Raw genomic sequence first — 24,219 nt, 5'->3', positions numbered from 1 at the left:
CCAGCTGCCCGGCCCGGACGCCGGCGTGCACGCCCCGCCCCCGCCCGTCGGCGACTTCACCGGCGACGGCCACCCCGACCTGGCCCTGGCCCGCGCGCCCCGGCACTCGCTCCTGGTGCTGTACGGGCCGTTCAACCGGGCGGGCAGGGCCGCCCGGACCGTGCCGTACGCGAGCCCGCTGGAGGGCCACGGCGAGATCGGCGATCTCATCGCCGACACCATCGCGGACACCGCCGACGGCCACCGCGCCACCGATCTGGTGGTGCACGCGCTCAACGACAACGACCAGTCCGGCTCCACCCTCCTCGCCGCCGGGTCCCACGGCCTCGGCCACACGGGCCGCAGGCTGCGCGAGGGCAACTCGATCGCCTTCGGCGACTTCGACGGCGACGGCCACCGCGATGTCGCGGTCGGCGACAGCGGCACCCGCGACGACGAGCCGGGTGTGGAGACGGAGCGGCCGGACATCGGCAAGACGGTGAGCGTCTACCACAAGGGGGCGGCACGGACGGCCGGTTCGGTTCCGCGCCCCCTCAAGGTGCCCGGGATGTCGGGCACCCTGGCGGCCGCCGACACCGATGGCGACGGCACCGATGAACTGGCCGTCTCGCTCGGGCGGGGCGGCGTCGAACTGCTCACCCTGCGGGGCTCCCGCCCCGCCACGACCCGCGTCGCCGAGCGTCGCCTCCTGACCCGCGCGGCACCCGCCGTCGTGGACGGCAAGACCATCCGTAAGGGCGAGCGCGCGGCCCGGCTCTACGGCGTCGCGGACTTCGATCACGACGGTAAGGACGAAGTCGTCCTGGCGTGGGGCCCCGGTCTGACCTTCTCGCGGTACGGCGAACGTCCCGAGTGGTGGTGGATCACGGACGGCACGGCGGACAAGACGGCCTTCAGCAGCAAGCCGTTCGCGGCGGACTAGGACACGGACTGGGACGCGAACTGGGGCGCGGACCAGGACGCAGCCCAAGACGCAGCCCAAGACGCAGCCCAGGGCACGGCCCAAGACGGGCGAACGCGGGACCTACGCCGGGCGGGACCAACGCCGGGCGGGACCAACGCCAGCCCCCTCCCTCCCCCCGGCGAACCCCACCCACCACCGGGGGAAAACCCATAAGGGACCCCCTAGGGGATGTCACAGCTCGGCCGCAATGCCTGGTCCGCTCACACAGCTCCCGCACCCGGCCCGCGACGACCGGGTACGTTCGAATGGTGGCTGGATTCAGGATCGGACGCGGACGGGACTCCCACTCCGCGCAACAAGGGCAGCGGCAGCGGCCGTCGCAGCCGCCGTACGGACAGAACGACCCGTACGGCGGTCAGCAGCAGCCGCAGTGGCAGCAGCCCTCCTCACAGGGAGAGCCGGAGTATTTCGGCGGCCAGGACCCGCACTACGGCCCCGGGCCCGGGCAGGGCCCCGGCCCCGGAGGCTACGGCCAGGGGCAGAGACCGTACGGACAGGGCGGCGGTACGTACGACAACAACAACTCGGGCCATACACAGCAGTTCAGCGTCGGCGAGGGGCCCGACGCGTACGACCCGTACGGCCAGGGCCCCGGTTCGTACGACGACGGCTACGGCGGGCAGACGTACCGCGCAGGCTCCTCCACGGCCCCGCCCGCCGGCCCCCGGCTGCACTGGCAGCAGCTGCTGAGCGGCATCGTGCTGCGCCCACAGGCGACCTTCTGGCAGATGCGGGACTACGCGGTGTGGGGCCCGGCGCTGATCGTGACCTTCGTCTACGGTCTGCTGGCGGTCTTCAGCTTCGATGACGCCCGTAAGGACGTCCTCAACGCCCCCATGTCCAACAGCATCCCGTGGGTGCTCACCGCGGGCGTCGCCATGGTGATCAGTGGACTGATCCTGGGCGCCGTCACCCACACCCTCGCCCGCCAGCTGGGCGGCGACGGCACCTGGGGGCCGACCATCGGCCTGTCGATGCTGATCATGTCGATCACGGACGCGCCACGGCTGGTGTTCGCGCTCTTCCTGGGCGGGGACAGCTCGCTGGTGAAGGTGCTGGGCTGGGTGACCTGGCTGGCGGCGGGCGCGCTCTTCACCTCGATGGTGAGCAAGTCGCACGACCTGCCGTGGCAGAAGGCGCTGGGCGCGTCGGCGCTCCAGCTGATCGCTCTGCTGAGCCTGCTGAAGCTGGGAACGCTGTGAAGCTGGGAACGCCGTAAGGCCCGCACCACAGGCCGCATGACCAAGGGGCCCGCACCGGCGGGCCCCCCATCTCATGCGTCTCATGCGTTCTGATGCGTCATGGCTTGTGTCAGGCGTCCCGCACTTGCCCCTCCCGCCGCACCACGGGCGGTTCGACGCTCCAGGGGAAGTTGATCCACTGGTCGGTGCGCTGCCAGACGTACTCGCACTTCACCAGCGACTGCGGCTTCTCGTAGATCACCGCGCTGCGCACCTCGGCGACCGTGCCGAGGCAGAAGTCACGGACCAGCTTCAGCGTCTTGCCGGTGTCCGCCACGTCATCGGCGATCAGCACCTTCTTGTCGGAGAAGTCGATCGCGTTGGGCACGGGCGCGAGCATCACGGGCATGTCGAGGGTGGTCCCCACACCGGTATAGAACTCCACGTTCACCAGGTGGATGTTCTTGCAGTCGAGCGCGTAGGCCAGCCCACCCGCCACGAAGACCCCGCCACGGGCTATGGAGAGCACGACGTCGGGCTCGTAGCCATCACCGGCGATCTGCTCCGCCAGCTCGCGAACCGCGACTCCGAACCGCTCGTACGTAAGGTTCTCCCGCTGCTCACCCACGCCGCTTACACCTTCGTCCGGTGGAAGCTCTGGTACGACCGCGAAGGCGTCGGCCCGCGCTGCCCCTGATAGCGGGAGCCGTAACGGGCGGAACCGTAAGGATGCTCCGCGGGCGACGTCAGCCGGAACATGCACAGCTGCCCGATCTTCATCCCCGGCCAGAGCTTGATCGGGAGCGTCGCGACATTCGACAGCTCGAGCGTGACATGCCCGGAGAACCCCGGGTCGATGAACCCCGCCGTGGAGTGCGTCAGCAGCCCCAGTCGCCCCAGACTCGACTTCCCCTCGAGCCGCGAGGCGATGTCGTCCGGCAGCGACACGACCTCGTACGTCGAGGCGAGCACGAACTCCCCCGGGTGCAGGATGAACGCGTCCTCCCCCTCGGGCTCCACCAGCCGCGTCAGATCGGGCTGCTCCACCGCCGGGTCGATATGCGGATAGCGGTGGTTCTCGAACACCCGGAAGAACCGGTCCAGCCTTACATCGATGCTCGACGGCTGCACCATCGCCGGATCGTACGGATCAATCCGCACCCGTCCGGCGTCGATCTCGGCCCGGATGTCCTTGTCTGAGAGAAGCACCTGAAGAGGATACGCACATCACAGGTGCCCCCACGGCGCAGGCCCGGTCCCACCGGACCGGGCCCGCACCCTGCGACTTCAACAGCTACCGCTCACCGCTTATCGGCTCCCACCGGCACCGCGTGCCGGAGCCGAGCGCAACGCGGACACCGCAGCAACCGGCCGGGGCCGATGCGATCGACGGTGAGGTGCTGCATCGGGAACGAGGAGGTGCTGAACACATGCCCCTCAGCACAACGGACGACGGTGCGCTCCATGAGTCCCTTCCCCAAGAACGTGGACGGCGTGGACGACAAAAGCCACATTAGGGGATCAACCACCCACTGCTCCACGCGGCACTCCGGACCCCCACCGTACGCCCAACTCCCGCACCCCAACAGCCGCTTCCACCCCACGGACACCCCTGAAAATCCACCCCAAAACCACACCAAATCCCCCTCAAAACACCCCCGAACCCACCCCACCTCAACCCCCGCCTCGCCCCCATCCCGCCCCCGACCGGACCCCGAACAGCACGAAGACCCCACGACGAATGCGCCGGGGGTCAGCCATGGGGTAAAGTGTCCGACGATGCGGCGCCAGAGATCGGGCGCCTCTCGCGGGTGTAGTTTAATGGTAGAACATGAGCTTCCCAAGCTCAGAGCGCGGGTTCGATTCCCGTCACCCGCTCCATAGCGAAGGTCTAGGTCAGAGACCTGGGCCTTGTTTGTTGTCTAGACCGCGCTAAGCGTCTTACACCAGATCCGCGCCAGAAGGCCTCGTCTCTCCAACCGAGTGGGAACACCGACCCGGCACGGGTGGACAACTCCGCACGGGAGAGGGCGGACTGTCCTTCGAGGCCCTCGGCAGCACGTGTGGGACTTCAGAGGGGTAGATCATCAGGCAGGACGCGGAAGGCCTTGTGATGGCCGAGGGGGCGTACGGCGCGGAAGTCTCGGCGATCCAGGGTGAGGATCGCGTCGGTGTCGTAGTCGGCCGCCAGGGCGACGTTCACCACGTCGGTAAGATCCAGGTCGAGCGCCAGGTAGCGGGATCGGACGGTCTGGGCGATGCCGAGGTGGCCCTCAGTAATCTCCGGTACGGATACCCGGCCGCGTCGCATCCAGCCCCGGATGTCGTCGATCGCGCTCACTGCGGCCTCGCGGCCGAGTTCGCGGGTTGCCACGTGGTCGAGCTCAGCAAGCAGCAATGGAGACATGACGAGCAGCCCGGCAGCCATGATGGCCTCCTGTGCCGCGTCATGCTCCGGGTGCGTGGAATCGAGCGCTGCCAGCAGGCCGGAGGTGTCAGCGATGACGACGATCACGCAGCAGTTCCTGAACCGGTTTCGCGCTGGGCAGCGTCAGCAACGACATCACGCACCTCGCCCTTGGTAAGAGTGCGCCCAGGGCCGGGGAAAGTGCGAGAGAACAACGGCTCGTCCCACACGCGATTGGCCATGGCAGCAAGATGGATACCCTGCCGGATGATCTCGGCCTCACTGATACCGCGACGCTTGGCGGCCTCCTTGATGATGGCGAGGTCTTCCGGGTCGGCATAGACATTGGTGCGCTTCATGGACATGTACCTAGGGTAACACATGTACCAAATTGGTGTATTCCGACATTCGATCTCCTCGGCGTACCACGCTGGTCGCCCCGTCTCGGCCGTGCCCGATGTGTGCCCGCTGGAGCGGCGAACCACGGTCAATGACGGCGTGGGGCCAGCCCGGACGGGACTCGGCACAGCACCCGTTCCAGCAGGTGAGAGCCGGTTCCGCGCCCACCAGGCCCCGTGATTCCCAAGCTCAGAGCGCGGGTTCGATTCCCGTCACCCGCTCCAGCACAAAGCCCCAGGCCACCAGCCCGGGGCTTCTTGGTTCCCCGAGGCCGCTGGCGTCTCCGGCAACTCGCCACGGTGCACCAAGATCCAGCACAACGCGATCACACTTGGGCCAAAGCGATCGAGACGCGTCGGGTGCTGTGTGACGGACGAGGCGCGGGCGTAGGCTCAGCCCAGCGTCCGCAACAACGGCCAGGCTCACGATGATCACGCAGACCGCCGCCCAGGAGACGTTCCGATGACCGAGCAGCCCTCTGCCCCCGACGGGCCCCTGATCCCCATGCCGGCGCTCACTCCGGCAGCGCTCCGCGCAGCCGTCGCCCAGATCGCCCCCGCCCAGTTGCCTTCCTTCGTCGAGCACCTCGACCGCGCGGTCGAACAAGCAGCCACTCAGAGCACCATCGCTCCGCTGCGCACCTTCCTGCTGTGGTGGGGAGAATTCGTTGCCATCGAGCGCTACCCCACGCGAGCGGCTCGCCTGCGTGAACTGGAAGCTGTAGCGGAAGGAGCAACGGACCGCGAGGCCCTGCGTTCAGCACTCGCCGAGATGCGACAGATCACAGACTTGGCACAGCGCGAGATCTCCGCGTGAGCGATAACTGGACCTGGGACTACGACCCCGATGCCGAGCATGTCGTAGGCGGCCTGTCGCATGAAGTCGTGGCTGAGGTTGAGCGCTTGGCCGAGCAGCTGACGGTCCTGGGCCGCGACGCGGTCGACGTCGGGCGCGGAAACCCGCACGGCGGAGGTCTCCGGACACAGGACATTTTCGGAGGTCGGGGCTTCTTCATGTTCATGGCCCTGGAGCGGCTCGAACTTGTTGTGATCACCCGCGTCACATGGCTCGGCTGATTAGCGGCACGGCGCCAACCCGCATGCGATCTGGCCGCTAGGCTGCCGCAGGGTGAGCCAGGACGCCTCCTGAGCAAGCACGTAGCGTCCCCCGCACCAGATCCGCACCAGATCCGCACCAGATGGAGCGGTGAACAACGGTCAATGACGAGTGCTGCGGCGGGCACATCAGCCTGCCGCCAACACCCGTTTACGCTCGTCAACGGCGTGATCAGTACCGACCGCCACGTGATTCCCAAGCTCAGAGCGCGGGTTCGATTCCCGTCACCCGCTCCACGACGAAGGCCCAGGTCAGCGACCTCGGCCTTGTTTGGTTTTCACAGGGACAGCCGTTCGCAGCCGGGCTTCGATCAAACGCATACTGGAGTATGCTCGTCTCATGTCCGCCACAACACGCATCACCGTCACCCTGCCCACCGAGCAGGTCGCCGAGCTGAGGAAGCTCACGGACAACGTGTCCGGCTACGTGGCCGAAGCGGTGGCCCGCCAGATCCGCCACCAACTCCTCGGCGACGATCTGCGGCGCCATCAGGAGGAACAAGGCGCCTTCACAGACGAAGAGCTCGCCGAAGCCCGCGCCAAGATCTTCGGCACCACCGACCGTGCCAGCCGCACGGACGCCGCGTGAGCACACGCCTTGAGACCGTCGTCCTGGACTCCCAGGGACTGTCCGCCTGGGTTGCCCAGGACCGCAAAGTTCTCGCGATGTTCCAGGTGTTCCACGGGATGGGAGCCGATCTCGTCATCAGCGCCAACACCATCGTCGAAGTCAGCCACTCGCGAGTGAACCTCCCACGCCTGAACTGGGCCCTCTCCCGCGTCAAGGTCGAACCCGTCACCGAACAGGCGGCCAAGGCAGCCGCCGAACTACTCAAGTCAGCAGGACTGCACGGGCACAAATACGCGCTCGACGCCACCGTCGCCGAGGCAGCACTACGCCAGCCGTCCCCAGTCGCCGTACTCACCTCCGACACCGACGACATGGCCAAGCTCTGCAATGACCGCGTGCGACTGATCGCCCTATGAGGCGCGGGCCCCTTAGGACAGACAGATGCGTGGAGGACGACGCACCAGATCCGCACCAGATAGAGCGGTAGGCAGCGGTCAATGACGGGTGCTGCGGCGGGCGCACCAGCCCACAGCCAACACTCGTTCATGCTGGTCAGCGGCATGATCAGTGTCGATCACCCGGTGATTCCCAAGCTCAGAGCACGGGTTCGATTCCCGTCGCCCGCTCCATAGCGAAGGTCCAGGTCAGCGACCTGGACCTTGTCCGTTGCCCAGACCTCTCCGCTCGCCTCGCAGTCGGCGTTCACTCTGTAGCGCACTCCCTGCGACAGGCCCCATCAGGCATGCTGGAGCCTTGAGCAAGTGTGCAGCGGCGAAGCCGTACGTGCTGCCGGAGTCGCTCGCCGAGTTGGGCGGGCCCACGGCCGGTGGTGTCACGCTGCCGCGCCACATCGGCTGGGGACCGCACTACGTCTACGACCTGGCCGACGAGGCAGACTTCCGGCTGATGTACGAGCGAGTCATCCGCGAGGCCCAGACGCGCGATGGCCTCAACGCGTACCTGCACGCGACGTCTCTGCGGCAGGTATGGCACGACCTGTTCCTGCCCCTCCCGGTCAGGGCCGCATGGGAAACGCGCTTCCCAGATCTCCGTGAGTCCAGCACGGCGACAGCCGCTGCCCAGTGGACGAGTTGCACCGCCAACTGATTCGCATCGACCTGGACGCGCTCGCCAAGGACTACGGATACGCCCTCGCGGGCGGCTACGCAGTCCAGGGCCCAGCACATCGTCAACCGAGTCAGTGATGACGTGGGCCTCTTCGCCCCGTTCGTGAGGGCTAGCCGCGAGATGGAGTAGCCGCAGAGCGGATCGCCACCGCCTACCAAGCCGCCGGATACGCCGTCGAGCAGGTCCCGACCTCGGCCCGGTATCCCACCATGACGACGTCGCCGCAGGCAAGATCAGCGCGCTGTTCACCCGAGCCGAGGTCCGCGGCGCCATCGACGTCGCGGGGTGCTGTTGCAGGCCGGCTGTATCCGCGAACGGCTCATGGGGCTCGCCACGCAGAACGACGCGGGCTTCGACCGTCGCATGTTCGCCGACTCGCTCGGACGCGTCCAGCGGTACGCCGACAAGTAATTCGCCGGCCATAGCCTCACCCCTATCGACATCTGCGCCTGGCGACTGAGTGGCTAAATCGCGGCATCGGCCCGGATCTCGTCGAGGATGGAGCGCGCGCCCTGGCCGATGAGCTCTGTGGCCAGGGCCTCCCCGAGCTTCTCTGGCTCTCCGAACGATCCGGAAAGCGAGCCGGAAATCTGACGGGTCCCGTCGAGTGACGTCACCTGCGCGCGAAGCGAGAGAGAACCGTCCGTGCGGGCCTCCGCATGAGCTCCCACGGGCACGCTGCATCCGCCGTGCAGTTCGGCCAGCAATGCGCGCTCGGCCCGTACCTGGGCGTCCACTGCGAGATCTCCCGCAGTGGACAGGATCTCCTGAATCGCCTTGCTGTCCTCTCGGACCTGAATTCCGAGGGCTCCTTGACCCGGCGAGGGCGGAAAGAGATCGACTGGCAGAATCTCGCCGATAGCGCCATCCAGGCCGAGGCGGCGAAGTCCCGCGGCCGCGAGAACCACGGCGTCAAGCCCCATGGTCTCGATCTTCTTCAACCGCGGCGGGACGTTACCCCGAATCGGCACGACCTCGATATCGGGCCGCACCGCCAGCAGTTGGGCGATCCGCCGCTGGGCCCCGGTCCCGACCCGCGCGCCCCTGGGGAGTCCGGCGAGCGTGGACCCGCACAGGGCATCGCGGGCGTCCTCCCGCCCTGGCGGAGGCATCAGAATGAGGCCCGGTGGATTCGCGGTGGGAAGGTCTTTCATGGAGTGGATGACCACGTCCACGTCTCCACGAGCCAGCGCGGCTTCCTGCTCGGTACTGAATGCGCTGCTGCTGCTCACAGTGGAGACATCTGAAAGCGGCGACTTCCGGTCCCTGTCGCCGCCTTCGAGGATCACCCGGTGAGTAAAGACAGTATCGGGGAATCGTTCACGTAGCGGGGCGAGGTATTCACGCACCTGAGCTTTGGCCAGTTTGCTTGCGCGTGAGCCCACAAGGTACGTATCCACGGCGATCAACTCCTGACGGTGATGGACCGTCAAATCATCGTACTCGCCATTGATGTGCCATTTTGCCGACCCATCGTCGGGTTATTTCCTGCCTGCTTCGGCCTTGGCCTCTTCGATTGCGGCCGGCTGTGGTGGCTTGGAGGGGTGGAGCACGGAGCGAGCCGTGTCGGTGTCGAAGTCGTTCTCCCATCTGCCGATGACGATGGTGGCGACGGCGTTGCCCAGGACGTTGATGAAGACGCGGCCCTCGTTGAGGATGCGGTCGACGCCGACGATGAGTGAGAGGGCGGCCAGGGGGATGTGGCCGAGTGCCGTGACCGTGCTGGCCAGGACGATGAACGCGCCTCCGGCGATGCCCGCGGTGCCCTTGCTGGTGAGCATCATGACGCCCACCATGACGAGTTGCTGCTGCCAGGAGAGGTCGATGCCGACCGCCTGGGCCAGGAACATGGAGGCCATCGTCAGATAGACCGCGGAGCCGTCGAGGTTGAAGGAGAACCCGGAGGGGATGACGATGCCGACCACGGGGCGGCCGACGCCGAGGGTCTCCAGCTTGCGTACCAGCTGGGGCAGGACGGCCTCGCTGGAACGCGCTCAGCGTCGCCGGCCCCAGCGGCGACCTGCCCACCGCCGACCACCCGCGCGTCAGCACCGAAGTACGCCGGGCGGCCGACGCCATCGCCGCCCGCTGTCCCTGAGCAGAAAGCGCCTCTCCCCTTGTCCCACCCCTTGTCCCAGCCCTTGTCCCAGCCCTTGACCCACCCCTTGCCTCACCTCACCTACGACGAGCTGCTGCGGCGCACCGATGCCCCGCCCGGCTCCAGCTGGTACCTCTTCGCGGACCAGCCCGAACGCGGCATGGCCAACTTCGCGGGCCCCGAACAGATCCGGCGGGCGGCACAAGAGGTCCAAGGCGGCCGTGCCTTCAACCTCGACTACGCGCTCGACGCCTTCGACCCGCCCATGTCCCGGGCCCGCGGCATCCCCCACCACCGCATCACCGCCAAACACGAGCAGGCCCGCGACGATGTCCTGGAGGGCTTCTTCCTCCAGGCCAGCAGCCAGATCGACGGCTTGCGCCACCGCCGCGCCTCCGGGCACGGCTTCTACAACGCCGTGGCGGACGGTCTCACCAACGCCGAGATCGGACGCCGCCTCGTGATCGCCGAGGCCACGGTGAAGACGCATCTGCTCCGGCTGTTCGCCAAGCTCGATGTGAACGACCGGACGATGAGATCGCGCCGCGAAGCCCACGCCTGGGCGTGCAGTTGTGGGCCGAGACCCCGCTGGCCGGGCGCGCACACCTCATCGACATCGACGGCCTCCTCCGGGGCCGCGGCACGCCGCTCGACCATACGGCGGGCCCCGCCCTCGGCCCCGACCTGCTCGACGCGGCGCTCGAGGCACAGCACTGCCGTGTCGAACCCGGCGATCTGGTTCTCGTCCACACCGGCTGGGCCCACTGGTACCTCACGGCCGAACCCGGCGCACGAGCCGCGGTGCGCGCCGAGCGGCGCGCCACCGGGTTCGTACAGTCCCGGGACTTCGCCGCCTGGTGCTGGGATCACCGCATCGCCCTGCTGGCCACGGACACCTTCGCCGTCGAAGTCCTCCCCGTGGTGCCCGAGAGCGACTTCCACGCCAGCGCACCCGAGGACGGCGGCATGATGCATCAGGAACTGATCGCCAAGCTCGGCCTGCCGTTGGGTGAGCTGTGGAACCTGACCGCTCTGGCCGCTGACTGCCGGGCCACCGGCCGCTGGACCAGCCTGCTGACCGTCAAGCCCCTCAACCTCACCGGTGGCGTCGGCTCTCCCGCCAACGCCACCGCTCTGCGCTGACGAACACGACACCGCCTCACCACAACGACCCATGCGAGCGCGGCTGGCTGATGGTGCGTCAGCGGTTCGTTAGTGGGGCGCTAATGGAACGGTAGCGGTCACCGGCAGGGTGGGTGGCACACCGAGCGAAACGTCGCCGGGCGCAGTACTCCGCTGATGACGAAGAGGGTCATTCCATGCTTATCAACCGCTCCCGGATCCGTACGTTCGCCGGTGCAAGCCTGCTGGTGACGGCCGCGATGTTTGCCACCGCCTGCCAGTCCGACGAGGACACGAGCAGTGGGTCCAGTGACTCGTCCGCCTCCGCCGAGGCCACGACCGGGGCGGATACCGGCAAGGACAACGCCTCTGGTTCAGAGGCCGGATCCTCCGATGGGAAGGACAAGGGGTCCCAGGATGGCTCCGGCGCCGACACCGGGAACGGTGAGCGGGGCAAGGTCGGGCAGGCGTGCGGGGCCAACGACATTTCCTGGAGCACCAGGTCCGAGACGCAGGCCGGGGGGTACATCCTGGTCATCGCGAAGGCCAAGCCGGGGATCACCTGCACTCTGCCCGCCGCGCTTCCCACGGTGGCCTTCGGGTCTGACGGTACCGAGGCGGGGCCCGCGGAGCAGGCCGTTGGGCCGGCGATCACGCTGGGCAAGGGAACGACCGCCTACGCCGGGGTGAACCCGAAGACCACCAAGGAAAACGGTGGCAAGGAGCTGGACAGCATCATCGTCGGGATCGGTGATGAGGACCCCAACCCGGTCTCCCTGCCGGTCGGCACCATCACCGTCGACGAGCCCATCGTCACCAACTGGCACACCTCCGCGGCGGATGCCGTCCCCTTCGGTGGAACGGACCAGTAGCCCGTAAGACCCGTAAGAGGAGGCTCTGCGCCGCGGTTTTCTCGCAGCAACGACATGAGGAGTTCGTAGATGCTTCGCAAACGGTCACGTCTGATCGCCGCGCCGATCGCGGCTGTCGCCCTGACCCTGACTGTCGCCGGTTACCACGCCAGTGCGGCCGGGTCGTCACCCTCGGGCGGTGCGGGACAGTCGGGGAAGGTCACCAAGGCGGCGGGTCCGTGTCTGGCCGATGCCACGACGCTGATCGGTGATCTCGACGGCGACGGCCACCCGGACAAGATCTCGAATCCTGGGCACACCGGCACCAAGATGACGATCCAGTGGGGGACGGCGGACGGCTCGTTCGGCGCGAAGCAGTCCGTCAGCGAACTTCTCGGCGCGAAGAAGGGGGAGGTCGCGACCGCCGCGGTCGCCGACTTCCAAAACGACGGCACCCTGGACATGGTCGTCAACATCGTCGAGCCGGCCGACGGGGACGACCCCTCGACCGCGCGCGTCGCGGAGTACCGCCCCGGCCCGCTCAAGCGGTCGAACCTGGGCTCCGCCGACTCCCGGCACTCCGACATCGGCGACCAGGGCGAGGTCCAGCAGCTCCGGATCGCCAACTACGGCGACGACCCGTACCCGGACCTCGCGATCCTCAACAACTCCGGTGACGGGCAGCTGGATCGGGACGTGCGTCTGTCGTACGCGGGCAGCGGCCCGGGGGACTTCGACTACGCGCTGAAGGAGAAGTACGGCGAGTTCGGGTCCACTGCCGAGCCGCCGGCCATGCCCAGCGACGGCTGGAAGCAGTTCTTCGAGTCCTGCTCCTGATCCTGACCGCGGCCGGGCGCCGCCGGGCCCTGTGGGGCACCGGCGGCGTCCGGCTTCAGGTGCTTGCCAGGCGTTCCACCAGCAGTAGACCGCCGATGCCGATCATCATGGCACCGGAGACCCGGGTCACCGCCCGGGCTGCCGAGGGCCGCGTCGTCAGTACGGTGCGGGCCAGGACGCCGACGCCGAGGTAGACGACGGCGCACGCCGCCATGTGGAGCGTGCCGAGCAGTCCGGTCTGGGCGGCGACCGGCCAGCCGTCCGAGGGGCGGATGAACTGCGGGAACAGCGAGAAGTACAGCAGCAGCGCCTTCGGGTTCAGCCCGCTGATGCCCGCCCCCTTGAGCGCGATCCGCCACCGTGAGGAGGCCATGGCCTCCGTCGACCGGCCTGACGCGTCCGACGCGCCTGGCCCACCCGACGCACCTGACCCGCCCGGCACGCCCGGCACGCCCGACGCGCTCAGGACCGCCGGTCGCGACAGCACTCCCCAGCCGAGCCACATCAGATAAGCGGCCCCGGCGACGGTCAGCGCGGTGAGGGTGGTGGGCGAGCTCGCCACGATGACCACCAGGCCGGCGACGGCGAGCAGCGTGTACCCGACGTATCCGGCTATCAGCCCGGCGACCGCGGGGACGACCGAGCGGTCCCGCAGCCCGGCCGCGATCGCATAGGCCCAGTCCGCGCCCGGGGTGAACACCAGCAGCAGGTCCACCGCCAGAAAAGCCGCCACCGTCGTCGCGTCCATTGATCGATCCCTCTCATATTTCTTGCCACTCCGAGAGGAAGATTAGGCGCGATTTGATCGAAAATGTTTGCTTCTTCACTCGGTCATCGCATCGGCTGAGGGAGAATCTTCTCCATGGATGCCCTGGACCGGAAAATTCTTACCGAGCTGCAGATGGACGGCCGTCTGACGGTCACCGAGCTGGCCGCTCGCATGCGGCTGAGTGTCTCGCCCTGCCACCGCCGGCTGCGGGACCTCGAACGCGAGGGCGCCATCCGCGGCTACCGCGCCATCGTCGACCCGGCCGCCGTCGGCCTGAACTTCGAGGCCCTGGTCTTCGCCACCCTGGGCTGGGAGGACGCCGACACCGTCACCGACTTCGAAGCGGCCGTGTCCGCCATCCCGCACGTCATCCAGGCGCAGCGGCTCTTCGGCGAACCGGATTACCTGCTGCGCGTCGCCACCACCGACCTGGCCGCCTACCAGCAGCTCTATGACGAGCAGCTGGCCAGGCTCCCGGGCGTCCAGCGGCTGAACTCCACCCTCGTCATGAAGCACGTCGTCCACGACCGGCCGCTGCCCGAGTAGCCGGGCCGTCCACCGATCGGTGGACGGGAAGTTCAACCGGGTACCTCTGTCGGCCAACTGCGCCCGCCAGCAAGGCTTTCCGGCATGAAATCACTCACTGTGCGCATGGCGCGCTGGAGCGCTCGGCACCCCTGGCGGGCCATCGTCGGCTGGCTGGTGTTCGTGGCGCTGTGCCTGGGGGCCGGCAGTGCCGTCGGGACACACAGCGCGACGACGGCCGACTACCGGGTCGGCGAGGCCGGGCGGGCGGAGGCGATGGCCGCCGAGGGGGGTCTGGAGCGCCGGGCCACCGAGCAGGTGCTGATCTCCGCCCGGTCGGGACCCCTCGACCGGGACGCGGCCGAAGCCGCCGCCGGGGATCTGACCGCCCGGATGGAGCGGCTGCCCGAGGTCGCGGGCGTCGCCGACCCGCTGCCGTCCGGGGATCGCCGGATCCTCATGGTCGAGGTGGCGCTGAAGGGCGAGGAGCGGGACGCGAAGGACAAGGTCGACGCGGTGACCGGACAGACGGACGCCGTGGCGAAGGCGTATCCGGGGCTGCGGCTGGAGGAGACCGGGAGCCCCTCCATCAGCAAGGGAGTCGACGAGCAGCGCGGCGACGACCTGGCGCTCTCCGAGAAGATCACGCTTCCCATCACCCTGATCACCCTGTTGGTCGTCTTCGGTTCCGTGACCATGGCGGGGGTGCCGCTGCTGCTCGCGCTGTCGTCGATCGCGGCGGCCATCGGGCTTTCGATGGTGGCCTCACAGGTGTCCCCCGACGCCGGGGTCGGCACGAACGTCATCCTGATGATCGGCCTCGCGGTCGGCGTCGACTACACGCTCTTCTACCTCAAACGGGAGCGCGAGGAGCGCGCCCGCTCGGGCGACCGGCTGAGCTCCGAGGCGCTGGTGGACCTGGCCGCGGCCACCTCGGGCCGGGCCGTCGTGATCTCCGGGCTCGCGGTCGTGGCCTCCACCGCGACGCTGTATCTCGCCTCCGACGTCATCTTCTCCTCGCTGGCCACCGGCACGATCGTGGTCGTCCTGGTCGCGGTGGCCAGCTCCCTGACGGCGCTGCCCGCGATGCTCGTCAAGCTCGGAGAACGGGAGGAGCGCAGGGCGCGGCGCCGCGCCGAGCGGGGAAAGCCCGCGCGCCGGCCCCGGAGCGAAAGCGGTGGCCGCGTATGGGCCGCTCTGCTGCGCCCCGCGAGCCGACACCCCTTGGCCACCCTGTGCGTGTCCGTTCTCGCCCTGCTCGCGCTCGTCATCCCGTTGGCCGGGTTGAAGATCACGGAGATGAGCCGGGACACCCACTCCCGCGACATCGCCGCCATGCGGGTGTACGACCGGCTCAACGAGGCGTTCCCAGACCAACGGGTCACCCACCAGGTCGTCGTGCGTGCCGACGCCGCGCGATCCGGCGAGGTCGGCGGGGCTCTGCGGGAGCTGGCCCGACGCGCCGACGCCGACCCGCTGTTCGCCGGCGCCTCGCGGGTGCGGACCTCCGCCGACCACCGGATCAGTACGCTCGAGCTGAAGGTGCCGCACCTGGGCAACTCCGACCAGGCGTACGACTCCCTCGACCACCTGCGTGAGGACTACCTCCCCGCGACCGTCGGCCGGGTCGACGGGGCGGAGTTCGGAGTGAGTGGCGACGTCGCCCGGTACGCCGACTATCCCGCGCACCAGAACGGCAAACTCCCGCTGGTCCTCGGCGCGTTGCTGCTGGTGACCTTCGCGATGACCGCGTACGCGTTCCGGTCGCTGGTGCTGGCCCTGATCGGGGTCCTGCTGAACGTGCTGTCCGCGGCGGCCGCGCTCGGTCTGCTCGTCCTGGTCTTCCAGGGGACCTGGGCCGAGGGGCTGCTGGACTTCCACTCCACCGGTTCGATCGGATCGCGCGTACCGCTGTTCCTCTTCGTGATCCTCTTCGGGCTCTCGATGGACTACCAGGTGTTCGTGGTGAGCCGGATCAGGGAGGCCGTACTCGCGGGCGCGGCCACGAGGCAGGCCGTGCTGGACGGCATCCGGAGGTCGGCGAGTGTGGTGACGAGTGCGGCGGTGGTGATGACGACCGTCTTCGTGAGCTTCGTCTTCCTCCACATCATCGAGATGAAGCAGATCGGCTTCGTCCTCGCGGCGGCCGTGCTGCTCGACGCCTTCATCGTCCGGATCATGGTCCTTCCGTCGGCGATGCTGCTGCTCGGTGAGGCGAGCTGGTGGCCGTCGCGGGCGGCGGGACGGGCGCCGGGACGGACGGCGGGACGGGCGCCGGGTCGGACGGCGGGGCGCATGGCGGCGGCTTCGGCCGACACGGCCGACGGACGACCGGCGGTCGACGTACGTTGATCGGTATGACCGCTCTCGCCACCCCCTTGGCCGACTCCTTCTGGGCCACGTCGCTGCGCCGGTGGAACGCCGTGTGCTGGGTGCTGTTCGGTGCGATGGCCGTCGGCCTGGTGACGACGGTCCCGGCCAGCGGGAGCAAGTACGAGGCGCTCGCGCTGCTCAGCTGCGTGGTGCTGTGCTACGCGGTGCTCGACCGCTTCCCGGGGAACCGTGTCATACGGCCGCGGGTCTATCTCTCGGCGCTCGTGCTCGCGCTCGGCGGACTGGCCTATCTGGGCAGCAGCTACGCGGCGCTGTTCATGGTGACGCTGCCGCACTACTGGATGTTCGGGCGCACACCGCGGGTCTCGATGGGATTCCTCGGGCTGGCCACCGGCGCCACGCTGGCCGGGAGTCTGATCCGGCAGGGCTGGACCGCCGAGTTCTTCGGCGAGACGATGGTGTCCACCCTGATCGTGGTCGCGGTGGGCGTACTGATCGGCCTGTGGGCGCACTCGGTCGTCGCGCAGAGCAGTGAACGGGCCCGGCTGATCGAGGAGTTGGAGCGTACGCAGGCGCAGCTGTCCGAGGCCCACCAGCGGCAGGGCGCGGCGGACGAACGGGAACGCATCGCACGGGACATCCACGACACGCTCGCGCAGGGCTTCGCGTCGATCATCGTGCTCGCGGAGGCGGCCCAGGCGGGCATTCACCACGATCCGGCGACCAGCGCCCAGCAACTGCGGTCGATCGAGTCCACCGCCCGGGAAAACCTCACCGAGGCCCGGGAGTTGGTCGGCTCGGCGCGGCAGCCGGGTCCGGGCCAGGTGCGGGCGGCTCGGTGGCGCAGACCCTGCGCCGTACGCTGGACCGCTTCGCGGAGGACACCGGACTGGCGGTGGACGCCGACCTGGCAGACCTCGAGTGCGACCAGCAGACCCGTATCGCGCTGCTGCGCTGCACCCAGGAGTCCCTGGCCAATGTGCGCAAACACGCGCGCGCGTCCATGGTCGGCGTGGTGCTGGCGCGGCGTCCGCACGGCGTGGAGCTGGAGATCACCGACGACGGAACCGGGTTCCTGGTCGGGGAGTCGACGGGCTTCGGACTCGACGGCATGCGCAAGCGACTGGCGGAGCTGGGCGGGAGGCTCACGGTGACGAGTTCGGTGGGCGACGGGACACGGATCCTGGCGATGATCCCCATGGCGGGCGAGGTGGAGGCATGAGGGACATGGGCGAGGTCGGTGTGCGGATCGTCGTGGTGGACGATCACACCGTGATGCGGGCCGGGGTCATCGCCCTGCTCGCCGCCGAGGACAGCATCGAGATCGTCGGCGAGGCGGGGGACGGACGCGCGGCGCTCGAACTCGTCGAGCGGTACGACCCCGACGTGGCCCTGGTCGATCTGCGGATGCCCGTGCTGGACGGGGTGGCGACGACGACCGAGATCGTCGCCCGGTATCCCCGTACCCGGGTGCTGATCCTGACCACGTACGACACCGACACGGAGATCGAGCGCGGGGTGGAGGCCGGTGCCATCGGCTATCTGCTCAAGGACACCACCCGCGATCAGCTCGTCGACGCCATCCACGCGGCGGCGCGAGGCGAGACGGTACTCGCCCCCCGGGTCGCGGAGAAGCTGGTCGCGCGGATGCGGCGGCCCGTTCAGGACCCGCTGACCGAGCGCGAGACCGACGTCCTCAACGCCGTGGCGGACGGTCTCACCAACGCCGAGATCGGACGCCGCCTCGTGATCGCCGAGGCCACGGTGAAGACGCATCTGCTCCGGCTGTTCGCCAAGCTCGATGTGAACGACCGGACGAGGGCGGTGGTGGTGGCCATGGAGCGGGGGATCCTGGAACGGCCTTAGCGGACGAGGCCGTCGGCACCCGCGGAACGCGGGCCGTCCCCAACCCCACGGCGCAGGGCTCACTGTCGTAGACCACCAGCGGCACCGAGAGGTTCGCCGTGACGTCCTCGAAGAGCCCATCTACAGAGGGTTCTCCCGCAACCAGGTCAGCACCTGATCGGCGTGCTCGTTCGGCGGGAAGATCGGATAGAAGGCGTGCTCGATCGTGCCATCGCGGATGATCAACGTCAGCCGCTTGTAGAGCGTCAGCCCGCTCACCTCGAACGTCGGCAGACCGAGCGTCCGCGCCAGGCTCCGCGTGGGGTCGGAGAGCATCTCGAACGGCAGGCGGAGCCGCTCGACGACCTCGCGCTGATAGTCGGTTTCCTGGCTGGACAGCCCGAACACCCGGACCGCACCGGCCGCGAGCAACTCCTGGTAGTGGTCACGGAAGCCGCACGCCTCGGGGGTACAGCCGCGCGCCCCGGGGATCGCGTCCCAGCCCTCGGGCAGGTCGGTGCCCGGACGGCCGGTGAGCGGGTAGATGTAGATCACCGTACGGCCCGGGCCGAGGGCGTCGAGACGGACCGTCGCACCGCCGGTGCTGTGCGCTTCCAGGGGCGGCGCGGACGTCCCGGGCAGATGGGCGGCCGCACCGTCGTCCTCGGGTACGGGCAGGTCGGGCGGCAGGCTCAGGTAGTCGGTCATCAGGCGTTCTCCTTCGTCGGTGGCCGGGACACGGCTGTTGCGGTGGGCGGCCTGCCGCAGATGTGTGATCAGCGCCGCCCGGCGCGCGGTGAGCCCCGCGATGCGCCGGGAGAGCTCGTCGATCGCCTCCCGGTACTCGGCCAGTGAGGCCGGGCAGTCATCGGCGTGCCGATGGCCGACGGTGAGACAGTCCAGGAACGGCCGGGTGCGCTCCACGGGCAGCCCGAGCTCGCTGAGCGCCCGGATCTCCCGCACGAGCCGCACATCGTGCTCGCCGTAGTCCCGGTAGCTGTTGGCCAGCCGCTCGGGCGTCAGCAGCCCCAGCGATTCGTAGTAGCGCACCGCTTTGGTCGTCACACCCGCCCGCCGGGCCAGCACACCGATTCGCACGTCTCTCACCTCGAAGAACGCTAAACCTTGCCCTTGAGGGTAAGGTCAAGTCGAGGTGCCGATACCGCTGGGCGGTGCTCCGTCGGCGGCGACCCCGCCGCTGCCCCTTCACCGCTCGTCGGGCGCCGGCTCGGTTACGCGCTTCCGGTAGTGGACGCGGTCGTACTGGCCGTCCCGGCGGCGCTCCGTCACCTCGTATCCGTACCTCGGGTAGATCTCCTGGTTCTCCCACATGAGGGCGTTGGTGTAGAGCCGGATCTCCGGGAGGCCGAGAGCGCGTGCGTGGGTTTCGGCGAAGGTGAGCAGGTGCCGGCCCACACCCTGGCGGTGGGCGTCGGGGTGTACGGCGATGTTCTCCAGGACGAGGTGGTCGGGCTCGGCCACCAGGACCAGCACGCCCACGACCGGGTCGCCGGTGACGAAGACGCGGCCCGCCGCGATGTCGGCCGCGTGGTCGGCGTCCATGGGGGCCGGGCGGAGCCCGATCCGGGCGACGTAGGGGCGGTATGCCGCGTCGATGACGGCCCTCACGGCGTCGGCGTCGGCGGCCGTCGCGGGGCGGAGGTGGTGGTCCATGGCTCCACAGTGTGCGGCATACGGACGTCAATGTGTGCTGGTCACGGGGGCCGCGGAGGTCAGGCGGGCCGGCCCCGGGGCCCCGGAGGTCAAGCGGGCTGGCCTCGGGGGCCGCGGCGCGTTTGGGCCAGCCATTCCGGGGCCGGCTCGGGGGCACCGTATGCGTCGTGCCAGTTCCACCATTCGTACGGCGGGGTCTGGGGGTAGCCCTCGGGCGAGTCCTCCCATGTCTCCTGCCGTCCGAGCGCGGTCATGTCGAGGTAGCTCCAGGTGCTGCCCAGCGCCTCGTCGCCGCGGGCGTTGATGAAGTAGGTGCGGAACACGCGGTCGCCGTCGCGGATGAACGCGTTCGTGCCGTGCCACTCGTCCACGTCGAAGTCGGCGTCGAAGTCGTCGGTGATCGTGTACCAGGGCATCGTCCAGCCCATCCGCGCCTTCACCTGCTCGATCTCCGGCTGCGGGGCACGCGAGGCGAAGACGAGGGTGGTGTCGCGGGCGTTGAGGTGGGCGAGGTCGCCGACGTGGTCGGCGACCATGGAGCAGCCGCGGCAGGCGTGCTCGGGCCAGCCGTACACGATGGGCTCGAAGAAGGCGCGATAGAGGATCAGCTGACGACGCCCCGCGAACAGGTCGAGCAGGCTCACCCTGCCCTCGGGGCCGTCGAACGCGTACGCCTTCTCCACCGCCAGCCACGGCATCCGCCGACGCTTGGCGGCCAGTGCGTCACGGGCGCGGGTCAGCTGCTTCTCCTCCTCGAGCAGCCGCTGACGCGCGGCCTCCCACTCCTGCGCCGAAACGATCGCGGGTGTCTCCATCGTGACGTTCACCTTCCCGTCCGGTTCCAGTCCGGTCCACGCTCCACCGCCCCCGCCATCCACGCTCCACCGCCCCCGCCATCCAGGGTCGGCCGTCGTGGGCGAGGGCGCACGCCGGTGCGCCGGAAGTCGAACGTTCGATCGATCAGGCAGTCTTGTTGCCCGTACTCGTTGCTCATAGCAAATCCCCAGGCCAGCGGCCTGGGGATGCCATGCTGTGCGCGCCTACTTGCCGGTGCCGACCGGGTCCACCTTGATGGCGTCGCCGGAGCCGTCGGTGACGGGGACGTTGATGCTCACGGGGAGGGAGTGGGAGTGGGTCTCGTTGGGCGGGGTGACGACGAGGGTGGTGAAGGTCTCGCCGCTGCCGCCCGAGTTGTTCGGCGGGTAGTAGAGCGTGAAGCGGGTCTCCTCGCCCGGCTTGACCTTGGTCTTCGGCGCCGCGATGTCGCTGCGCTCGGCGCTGATCGAGCCGTTCTTGCTCTTGAGGTCCACGCCGGGGAAGCCCTGGAGGGTGCAGGGGGCGGACCCGTTGTTCTTGAGGTCGACGATCAGCGTGCCCTCACCCATGCCGTGCGAGCTCCTGAACCCCAGCTGCGAGGTCTTGCAGGCGCCCGCACCGGCGCCGCCACCGCCGCCCGCACCGCCATTGCCCTGGTCGCCGCCGGCCGAACCGGACGAGCCCCCGTCCGACGAACCGGAGTCCGAGGAGTCGCTCGCGGCCGAGGAGGGGGAGCTTCCGCCGGCGTCCGTGTTGTCCTGGCACGCGGTCAGACCGAACGCGGCGACAGCGACGACGGCCGCGGCGGCGGCCTTGCGGGCATGGCGAAGAGTGGTGCTGCGGCGAGACATGGGTCCCCTGTTGTCGTGGGCTTCGACCCCGTCCCCCGGGGTCGTGACAACAAGACTGTCAGTCGACGCTGACGATCCACTGCCGCGTCACTAACGGCCTGGTAACAGGCTGGCAATGCTCTGACCAGGCACTTCGTCGCCCCGACCGCCTTGTGGAACGAACCCGCTCGATATGAGCGCGAGTTATGTCATGTACGGCATCGTCCTCTTCGTCCGGACCGGCCCCGCAGGCGTCGAGTTGATCCGGAAGGGTTCCGAAAACTTTCAATGAAGGGGTCTCAGAAATGATCTCACATCTCTCCCTCTCATCGATCATTCCTGGATTCGATCAATGAGAAGAGGCGTTGAACAGGAAATACTCCCTCTCAAGAGATCACCGACCACAACAGAGTTTCCGTAATCCTTGCGGAAACTGTTGACACCCCACAGTGCCAGTCCAACACTGTCCGCACCAACAGGCCCCCACCACAACCGAGGAGGAGGAAACATGCACCGGGACGACACCCCCGCCCGGCCGATCAGCCGCAGAAACTTAATCGGCCGAGCCGGCGCCCTGACGCTGGTCACGTCCGGGCTGACGCTGCCCAGCATCGGAACCGCGAGCGCCGACACGACCATCACCACGAACCAAACCGGCACCAACAACGGCTTCTACTATTCGTTCTGGACCGACGGCGGTGGGTCGGTCTCCATGACGCTGTCGTCAGGCGGCAGTTACCGGGCCTCATGGACCAACTGCGGGAATTTCGTGTGCGGTAAGGGCTGGAGCAACGGCGGACGCAGGAACGTGCAGTACTCGGGCAGCTTCAACCCGTCCGGCAATGGATATCTCTGTCTCTACGGGTGGACCTCAAACCCGCTCGTGGAGTACTACGTCGTCGACAACTGGGGTACATACCGGCCCACGGGGACGTACAAGGGCGCCGTCACCAGCGATGGCGGCACGTACGACATCTACCAGACGACGCGCTACAACGCCCCCTCGGTCGAGGGCATCCGGACGTTCAACCAGTACTGGAGCGTCCGGCAGTCGAAGAAAACGGGCGGAACCATCACCACGGGCAATCACTTCGACGCATGGGCCCGGTCCGGAATGGGTCTGGGCACCTTCAAGTACTACATGATCCTCGCGACTGAGGGATATCAGAGCAGCGGGAATTCGAATCTCACAGTGAGCGGATGACATTCCGGTCCGACCCGACGATCCCGTGCCACCATCACAGAGCCCCAGGCCAACCGCCTGGGGCTTCACTCGGGGTCGATGGTCGGTGTGCGGAGAGTCCGGCGGACCGTGTCGCGGAGCCAGCGGTGGGCGCCGTCGGCCGTGTGTCGGGGGTGCCAGGCCATGCCGATGGTCAGCGGTGGCAGCGCCAGGGGGATGTCGAGGAGGTGCAGTCCGAGGGCGTTGGCGTCGTGGGTGAGGGGCGAGGGGGTCGCGCCGGGGGGTGCGGCGGGGACGAGGCAGACGAGGTCGCTGCGGGCAGCGAGGGTCATCGCGGCCAGGTGGCTGGGGAGGACGACGCTGACCCGCCGGTGGAGGTTCAGCTCGGCGAGGGCGGTGTCGAGGGGGCCGGTGAACCGGCCGCGGCGACTGACCACGACGTGTTGGGCGGCAGCGAGCCCGGCTGGGGTCAGCGGCCCCTCGGTGAGTGGATGGCCGGGCCGGACGGCCGCGACCATTCGGAGGCTGACCAGTTCTTCGACCTGGGTCTCGGGGTCCACATGATCGATGGATCCGATCTCCAGGTCGATCCGGCCATCGCGCAGCGCGGGTCCGGCCTCCAGTTCTTCGGCCCGGATGCGGAACGAGACCCCCGGCGCCTCCCGCCGGGCCAGTCGCAGCAGCCCGGGGGCCAGTGCCGCGCCGACCAGGTCGGCGGCCTGGAGGGTGAAGGTGCTGCGGAGGCTGGCGGGGTCGACGCTCACGCCGGGGCTGAGCAGCGCTCCGAGGCTGCGTACCACTGTGGCGGCTTCCTCGCGCAGGGCCTGGGCGCGTGGGGTGGGGACCATGGTCTGTCCGGCCCGGACCAGGAGGGGGTCCTGGAGGACACGGCGCAGCCGGGCGAGGGTGCGGCTCATGGCGGCGGGCGAGGTGTGCAGACGGGCGGCGGCGCGGGTCACGCTCTGCTCGGCCAGCAGAGCGTCCAGCGCGATGGCGAGATTGGCGTCGATGACCGGATCCGGGCTGTTCACCAGCATCATTCCATTTCGAGCAATGATTCCGTGCCGAAGTTCCCATTGTGGCAGCACGGAGCTCCTCAGCAGGATGAGGGCCTACCCGAACCGGCACGACCTGCGAGGTTTTGTGGCTCTTCCTACTTCAGGTGGGGGCAACGGTCGCCAAGTGCTTGATCGATCTAATCCGGCTCTTCCTACTTCAGGTGGGGGCAACGGTCGCCAAGTGCTTGATCGATCTGGTGGAACACGCCGCCCTGGTCGATGCCTGGGGGAATGATCGCGGCTAGCGTGGAAAGCGAGGCTTCGAGGATCGCAGAGGCAGGGATTGGTTCCTGCCTCAGTCACGCCCGCGATGTCGCGAGGAGTCTGGTGTGCCGTGTGCCGTTGGTCGCCTCGTGGCGCCCTTTCGTGATCGTCGCTATGTGCCGCGGAGCATCTCCGCGAGTCGCGACAGCGTGTCCTCGTTGCGTTTGTAGTGGATCCACTTGCCGACCCGTGTGGCCTGTACCAGGCCTGCCCGCTCGAGGGTTGCCATGTACGAGGAGACTGTCGAT

The 24,219-nt window shown here is 68.6% G+C and carries 27 protein-coding genes, 1 tRNA gene and 2 pseudogenes; 18 read left to right on the top strand and 12 right to left on the bottom strand.

Going from position 1 to position 24,219, the window contains the following annotated elements; genetic code table 11:
• On the top strand, positions 1-922 hold a 922-nt coding region (locus tag ACFXB5_RS21025), incomplete at its 5' end, for an FG-GAP repeat domain-containing protein (RefSeq protein WP_385209976.1).
• 287 nt (positions 923-1,209) lie between these two features.
• On the top strand, positions 1,210-2,166 hold the full coding sequence (locus tag ACFXB5_RS21020) for a Yip1 family protein (RefSeq protein WP_385209973.1): 957 nt from the start codon (positions 1,210-1,212) through the stop codon (positions 2,164-2,166).
• A 109-nt stretch (positions 2,167-2,275) separates the two neighbouring features.
• On the opposite strand, the gene ACFXB5_RS21015 is transcribed toward ACFXB5_RS21020, so the two are convergent.
• Positions 2,276-2,773, bottom strand: coding sequence for a phosphoribosyltransferase (locus ACFXB5_RS21015; protein ID WP_385209970.1), 498 nt, complete (start codon positions 2,771-2,773; stop codon positions 2,276-2,278).
• Between the two features lie 5 nt (positions 2,774-2,778).
• Positions 2,779-3,354 (bottom strand): dCTP deaminase, encoded by a 576-nt coding sequence (gene dcd, locus ACFXB5_RS21010; RefSeq protein WP_201854089.1) that lies wholly within the window; start codon positions 3,352-3,354, stop codon positions 2,779-2,781.
• Between the two features lie 598 nt (positions 3,355-3,952).
• On the opposite strand from dcd, the gene ACFXB5_RS21005 reads away from it, so the two are divergent.
• Positions 3,953-4,026 (top strand) — tRNA-Gly (locus ACFXB5_RS21005).
• A gap of 190 nt (positions 4,027-4,216) precedes the next feature.
• Here the strand turns inward: ACFXB5_RS21005 and ACFXB5_RS21000 are convergent.
• Positions 4,217-4,660 carry a PIN domain-containing protein gene (locus ACFXB5_RS21000; protein ID WP_161560575.1) on the bottom strand — a complete coding sequence of 148 codons (444 nt, stop codon included), beginning with the start codon at positions 4,658-4,660 and terminating at the stop codon, positions 4,217-4,219.
• The gene (locus ACFXB5_RS20995; protein ID WP_086884284.1) at positions 4,657-4,917 is read right to left on the bottom strand and encodes a CopG family transcriptional regulator; all 261 of its coding nucleotides are present in this window, start codon (positions 4,915-4,917) and stop codon (positions 4,657-4,659) included. The genes ACFXB5_RS21000 and ACFXB5_RS20995 overlap by 4 nt, the downstream gene beginning before the upstream one ends.
• Before the next feature lie 496 nt (positions 4,918-5,413).
• Here ACFXB5_RS20995 and ACFXB5_RS20990 point away from each other — a divergent pair, with 496 nt between their 5' ends.
• From ACFXB5_RS20990 to ACFXB5_RS20965, 6 genes are all read left to right on the top strand, one after another.
• The gene (locus ACFXB5_RS20990) at positions 5,414-5,767 is read left to right on the top strand and encodes a hypothetical protein (RefSeq protein WP_385209966.1); all 354 of its coding nucleotides are present in this window, start codon (positions 5,414-5,416) and stop codon (positions 5,765-5,767) included.
• On the top strand, positions 5,764-6,027 hold the full coding sequence (locus tag ACFXB5_RS20985) for a hypothetical protein (protein ID WP_020869786.1): 264 nt from the start codon (positions 5,764-5,766) through the stop codon (positions 6,025-6,027). Before ACFXB5_RS20990 ends, ACFXB5_RS20985 begins: the two co-directional genes overlap by 4 nt.
• Before the next feature lie 379 nt (positions 6,028-6,406).
• Positions 6,407-6,655, top strand: coding sequence for a hypothetical protein (locus tag ACFXB5_RS20980; RefSeq protein WP_385209963.1), 249 nt, complete (start codon positions 6,407-6,409; stop codon positions 6,653-6,655).
• Positions 6,652-7,053, top strand: coding sequence for a PIN domain-containing protein (locus ACFXB5_RS20975; RefSeq protein WP_385209960.1), 402 nt, complete (start codon positions 6,652-6,654; stop codon positions 7,051-7,053). Before ACFXB5_RS20980 ends, ACFXB5_RS20975 begins: the two co-directional genes overlap by 4 nt.
• 337 nt (positions 7,054-7,390) lie before the next feature.
• Positions 7,391-7,744: a hypothetical protein gene (locus ACFXB5_RS20970; RefSeq protein WP_385209957.1), complete on the top strand. Its 354-nt coding sequence runs from the start codon at positions 7,391-7,393 to the stop codon at positions 7,742-7,744.
• Positions 7,745-8,050: 306 nt separating this feature from the next.
• Positions 8,051-8,176: a hypothetical protein gene (locus tag ACFXB5_RS20965; RefSeq protein WP_385209954.1), complete on the top strand. Its 126-nt coding sequence runs from the start codon at positions 8,051-8,053 to the stop codon at positions 8,174-8,176.
• 53 nt (positions 8,177-8,229) lie between these two features.
• Here the strand turns inward: ACFXB5_RS20965 and hemC are convergent, their stop codons facing one another.
• Entirely contained in the window at positions 8,230-9,165 is a 936-nt protein-coding gene (gene hemC / locus ACFXB5_RS20960; RefSeq protein ID WP_385209951.1) for a hydroxymethylbilane synthase, read from the bottom strand.
• A gap of 81 nt (positions 9,166-9,246) precedes the next feature.
• Positions 9,247-9,717 carry a cation:dicarboxylate symporter family transporter gene (locus ACFXB5_RS20955; RefSeq protein WP_385210043.1) on the bottom strand — a complete coding sequence of 157 codons (471 nt, stop codon included), beginning with the start codon at positions 9,715-9,717 and terminating at the stop codon, positions 9,247-9,249.
• 561 nt (positions 9,718-10,278) lie between these two features.
• On the opposite strand from ACFXB5_RS20955, the pseudogene ACFXB5_RS20950 reads away from it, so the two are divergent.
• The 4 genes and pseudogenes from ACFXB5_RS20950 to ACFXB5_RS20935 all read left to right on the top strand — a co-directional run.
• Positions 10,279-10,395: pseudogene (locus tag ACFXB5_RS20950) on the top strand (helix-turn-helix transcriptional regulator); the annotation flags it as partial.
• 32 nt (positions 10,396-10,427) lie between these two features.
• Positions 10,428-11,006 carry a cyclase family protein gene (locus ACFXB5_RS20945; protein WP_385209948.1) on the top strand — a complete coding sequence of 193 codons (579 nt, stop codon included), beginning with the start codon at positions 10,428-10,430 and terminating at the stop codon, positions 11,004-11,006.
• A gap of 176 nt (positions 11,007-11,182) precedes the next feature.
• Positions 11,183-11,857 (top strand): DUF4232 domain-containing protein, encoded by a 675-nt coding sequence (locus ACFXB5_RS20940; RefSeq protein WP_385209945.1) that lies wholly within the window; start codon positions 11,183-11,185, stop codon positions 11,855-11,857.
• A gap of 69 nt (positions 11,858-11,926) precedes the next feature.
• Positions 11,927-12,673: an FG-GAP repeat domain-containing protein gene (locus tag ACFXB5_RS20935; protein ID WP_385209942.1), complete on the top strand. Its 747-nt coding sequence runs from the start codon at positions 11,927-11,929 to the stop codon at positions 12,671-12,673.
• A 55-nt stretch (positions 12,674-12,728) separates the two neighbouring features.
• Here ACFXB5_RS20935 and ACFXB5_RS20930 read toward each other — a convergent pair whose 3' ends face one another.
• Positions 12,729-13,421 (bottom strand): LysE family translocator, encoded by a 693-nt coding sequence (locus ACFXB5_RS20930; protein ID WP_385209939.1) that lies wholly within the window; start codon positions 13,419-13,421, stop codon positions 12,729-12,731.
• Positions 13,422-13,535: 114 nt separating this feature from the next.
• Between ACFXB5_RS20930 and ACFXB5_RS20925 the strand changes: the two genes are divergently transcribed.
• From ACFXB5_RS20925 to ACFXB5_RS20910, 4 genes and pseudogenes are all read left to right on the top strand, one after another.
• Positions 13,536-13,988: an Lrp/AsnC family transcriptional regulator gene (locus tag ACFXB5_RS20925; RefSeq protein WP_385209937.1), complete on the top strand. Its 453-nt coding sequence runs from the start codon at positions 13,536-13,538 to the stop codon at positions 13,986-13,988.
• 84 nt (positions 13,989-14,072) lie between these two features.
• Positions 14,073-16,319 (top strand): MMPL family transporter, encoded by a 2,247-nt coding sequence (locus ACFXB5_RS20920; protein WP_385209935.1) that lies wholly within the window; start codon positions 14,073-14,075, stop codon positions 16,317-16,319.
• A 5-nt stretch (positions 16,320-16,324) separates the two neighbouring features.
• Positions 16,325-17,523: pseudogene (locus ACFXB5_RS20915) on the top strand (sensor histidine kinase).
• A gap of 5 nt (positions 17,524-17,528) precedes the next feature.
• Positions 17,529-18,167 carry a response regulator gene (locus ACFXB5_RS20910; protein ID WP_385210040.1) on the top strand — a complete coding sequence of 213 codons (639 nt, stop codon included), beginning with the start codon at positions 17,529-17,531 and terminating at the stop codon, positions 18,165-18,167.
• A gap of 120 nt (positions 18,168-18,287) precedes the next feature.
• Here the strand turns inward: ACFXB5_RS20910 and ACFXB5_RS20905 are convergent, their stop codons facing one another.
• The 4 genes from ACFXB5_RS20905 to ACFXB5_RS20890 all read right to left on the bottom strand — a co-directional run bounded on the left by ACFXB5_RS20905 (position 18,288) and on the right by ACFXB5_RS20890 (position 21,487).
• Positions 18,288-19,244, bottom strand: coding sequence for a redoxin family protein (locus ACFXB5_RS20905; protein WP_385210037.1), 957 nt, complete (start codon positions 19,242-19,244; stop codon positions 18,288-18,290).
• Between the two features lie 108 nt (positions 19,245-19,352).
• Entirely contained in the window at positions 19,353-19,820 is a 468-nt protein-coding gene (locus tag ACFXB5_RS20900) for a GNAT family N-acetyltransferase (RefSeq protein ID WP_385209932.1), read from the bottom strand.
• Between the two features lie 89 nt (positions 19,821-19,909).
• Positions 19,910-20,635 carry a DUF899 domain-containing protein gene (locus ACFXB5_RS20895; protein WP_385209929.1) on the bottom strand — a complete coding sequence of 242 codons (726 nt, stop codon included), beginning with the start codon at positions 20,633-20,635 and terminating at the stop codon, positions 19,910-19,912.
• Between the two features lie 225 nt (positions 20,636-20,860).
• The gene (locus ACFXB5_RS20890) at positions 20,861-21,487 is read right to left on the bottom strand and encodes a DUF4232 domain-containing protein (protein WP_385209927.1); all 627 of its coding nucleotides are present in this window, start codon (positions 21,485-21,487) and stop codon (positions 20,861-20,863) included.
• A 487-nt stretch (positions 21,488-21,974) separates the two neighbouring features.
• On the opposite strand from ACFXB5_RS20890, the gene ACFXB5_RS20885 reads away from it, so the two are divergent.
• Positions 21,975-22,670 carry a glycoside hydrolase family 11 protein gene (locus tag ACFXB5_RS20885; RefSeq protein WP_385209924.1) on the top strand — a complete coding sequence of 232 codons (696 nt, stop codon included), beginning with the start codon at positions 21,975-21,977 and terminating at the stop codon, positions 22,668-22,670.
• Positions 22,671-22,735: 65 nt separating this feature from the next.
• Here ACFXB5_RS20885 and ACFXB5_RS20880 read toward each other — a convergent pair whose 3' ends face one another.
• A complete protein-coding gene (locus ACFXB5_RS20880; protein ID WP_385209922.1) occupies positions 22,736-23,689 on the bottom strand; it encodes a LysR family transcriptional regulator in 954 nt (317 codons plus the stop codon).
• Between the last annotated feature and the right edge of the window lie 530 nt (positions 23,690-24,219).

It is taken from the genome of Streptomyces sp. NPDC059455 (assembly GCF_042750115.1).
Classification (GTDB): Bacteria; Actinomycetota; Actinomycetes; order Streptomycetales; family Streptomycetaceae; genus Streptomyces; species Streptomyces endocoffeicus.
The sequence above is the reverse complement of the archived record's forward strand: the minus strand, read 5'-3'. Positions and strand labels throughout refer to the sequence as shown.

What these genes read in the sequence shown, in the direction of transcription:
- ACFXB5_RS20925 (WP_385209937.1), top strand. Translation starts at nt 13,536, where the DNA reads ATGGATGCCCTGGACCGGAAAATTCTTACCGAGCTGCAGATGGACGGC.
- ACFXB5_RS20940 (WP_385209945.1), top strand. Translation starts at nt 11,183, where the DNA reads ATGCTTATCAACCGCTCCCGGATCCGTACGTTCGCCGGTGCAAGCCTG.
- ACFXB5_RS20885 (WP_385209924.1), top strand. Translation starts at nt 21,975, where the DNA reads ATGCACCGGGACGACACCCCCGCCCGGCCGATCAGCCGCAGAAACTTA.
- ACFXB5_RS20990 (WP_385209966.1), top strand. Translation starts at nt 5,414, where the DNA reads ATGACCGAGCAGCCCTCTGCCCCCGACGGGCCCCTGATCCCCATGCCG.
- ACFXB5_RS20930 (WP_385209939.1), bottom strand. Translation starts at nt 13,421, where the DNA reads ATGGACGCGACGACGGTGGCGGCTTTTCTGGCGGTGGACCTGCTGCTG.
- ACFXB5_RS21020 (WP_385209973.1), top strand. Translation starts at nt 1,210, where the DNA reads ATGGTGGCTGGATTCAGGATCGGACGCGGACGGGACTCCCACTCCGCG.
- ACFXB5_RS20895 (WP_385209929.1), bottom strand. Translation starts at nt 20,635, where the DNA reads ATGGAGACACCCGCGATCGTTTCGGCGCAGGAGTGGGAGGCCGCGCGT.
- ACFXB5_RS20900 (WP_385209932.1), bottom strand. Translation starts at nt 19,820, where the DNA reads ATGGACCACCACCTCCGCCCCGCGACGGCCGCCGACGCCGACGCCGTG.
- ACFXB5_RS20880 (WP_385209922.1), bottom strand. Translation starts at nt 23,689, where the DNA reads ATGATGCTGGTGAACAGCCCGGATCCGGTCATCGACGCCAATCTCGCC.
- ACFXB5_RS20980 (WP_385209963.1), top strand. Translation starts at nt 6,407, where the DNA reads ATGTCCGCCACAACACGCATCACCGTCACCCTGCCCACCGAGCAGGTC.
- ACFXB5_RS20935 (WP_385209942.1), top strand. Translation starts at nt 11,927, where the DNA reads ATGCTTCGCAAACGGTCACGTCTGATCGCCGCGCCGATCGCGGCTGTC.
- ACFXB5_RS20995 (WP_086884284.1), bottom strand. Translation starts at nt 4,917, where the DNA reads ATGTCCATGAAGCGCACCAATGTCTATGCCGACCCGGAAGACCTCGCC.
- ACFXB5_RS20920 (WP_385209935.1), top strand. Translation starts at nt 14,073, where the DNA reads ATGAAATCACTCACTGTGCGCATGGCGCGCTGGAGCGCTCGGCACCCC.
- ACFXB5_RS20910 (WP_385210040.1), top strand. Translation starts at nt 17,529, where the DNA reads ATGGGCGAGGTCGGTGTGCGGATCGTCGTGGTGGACGATCACACCGTG.
- ACFXB5_RS20890 (WP_385209927.1), bottom strand. Translation starts at nt 21,487, where the DNA reads ATGTCTCGCCGCAGCACCACTCTTCGCCATGCCCGCAAGGCCGCCGCC.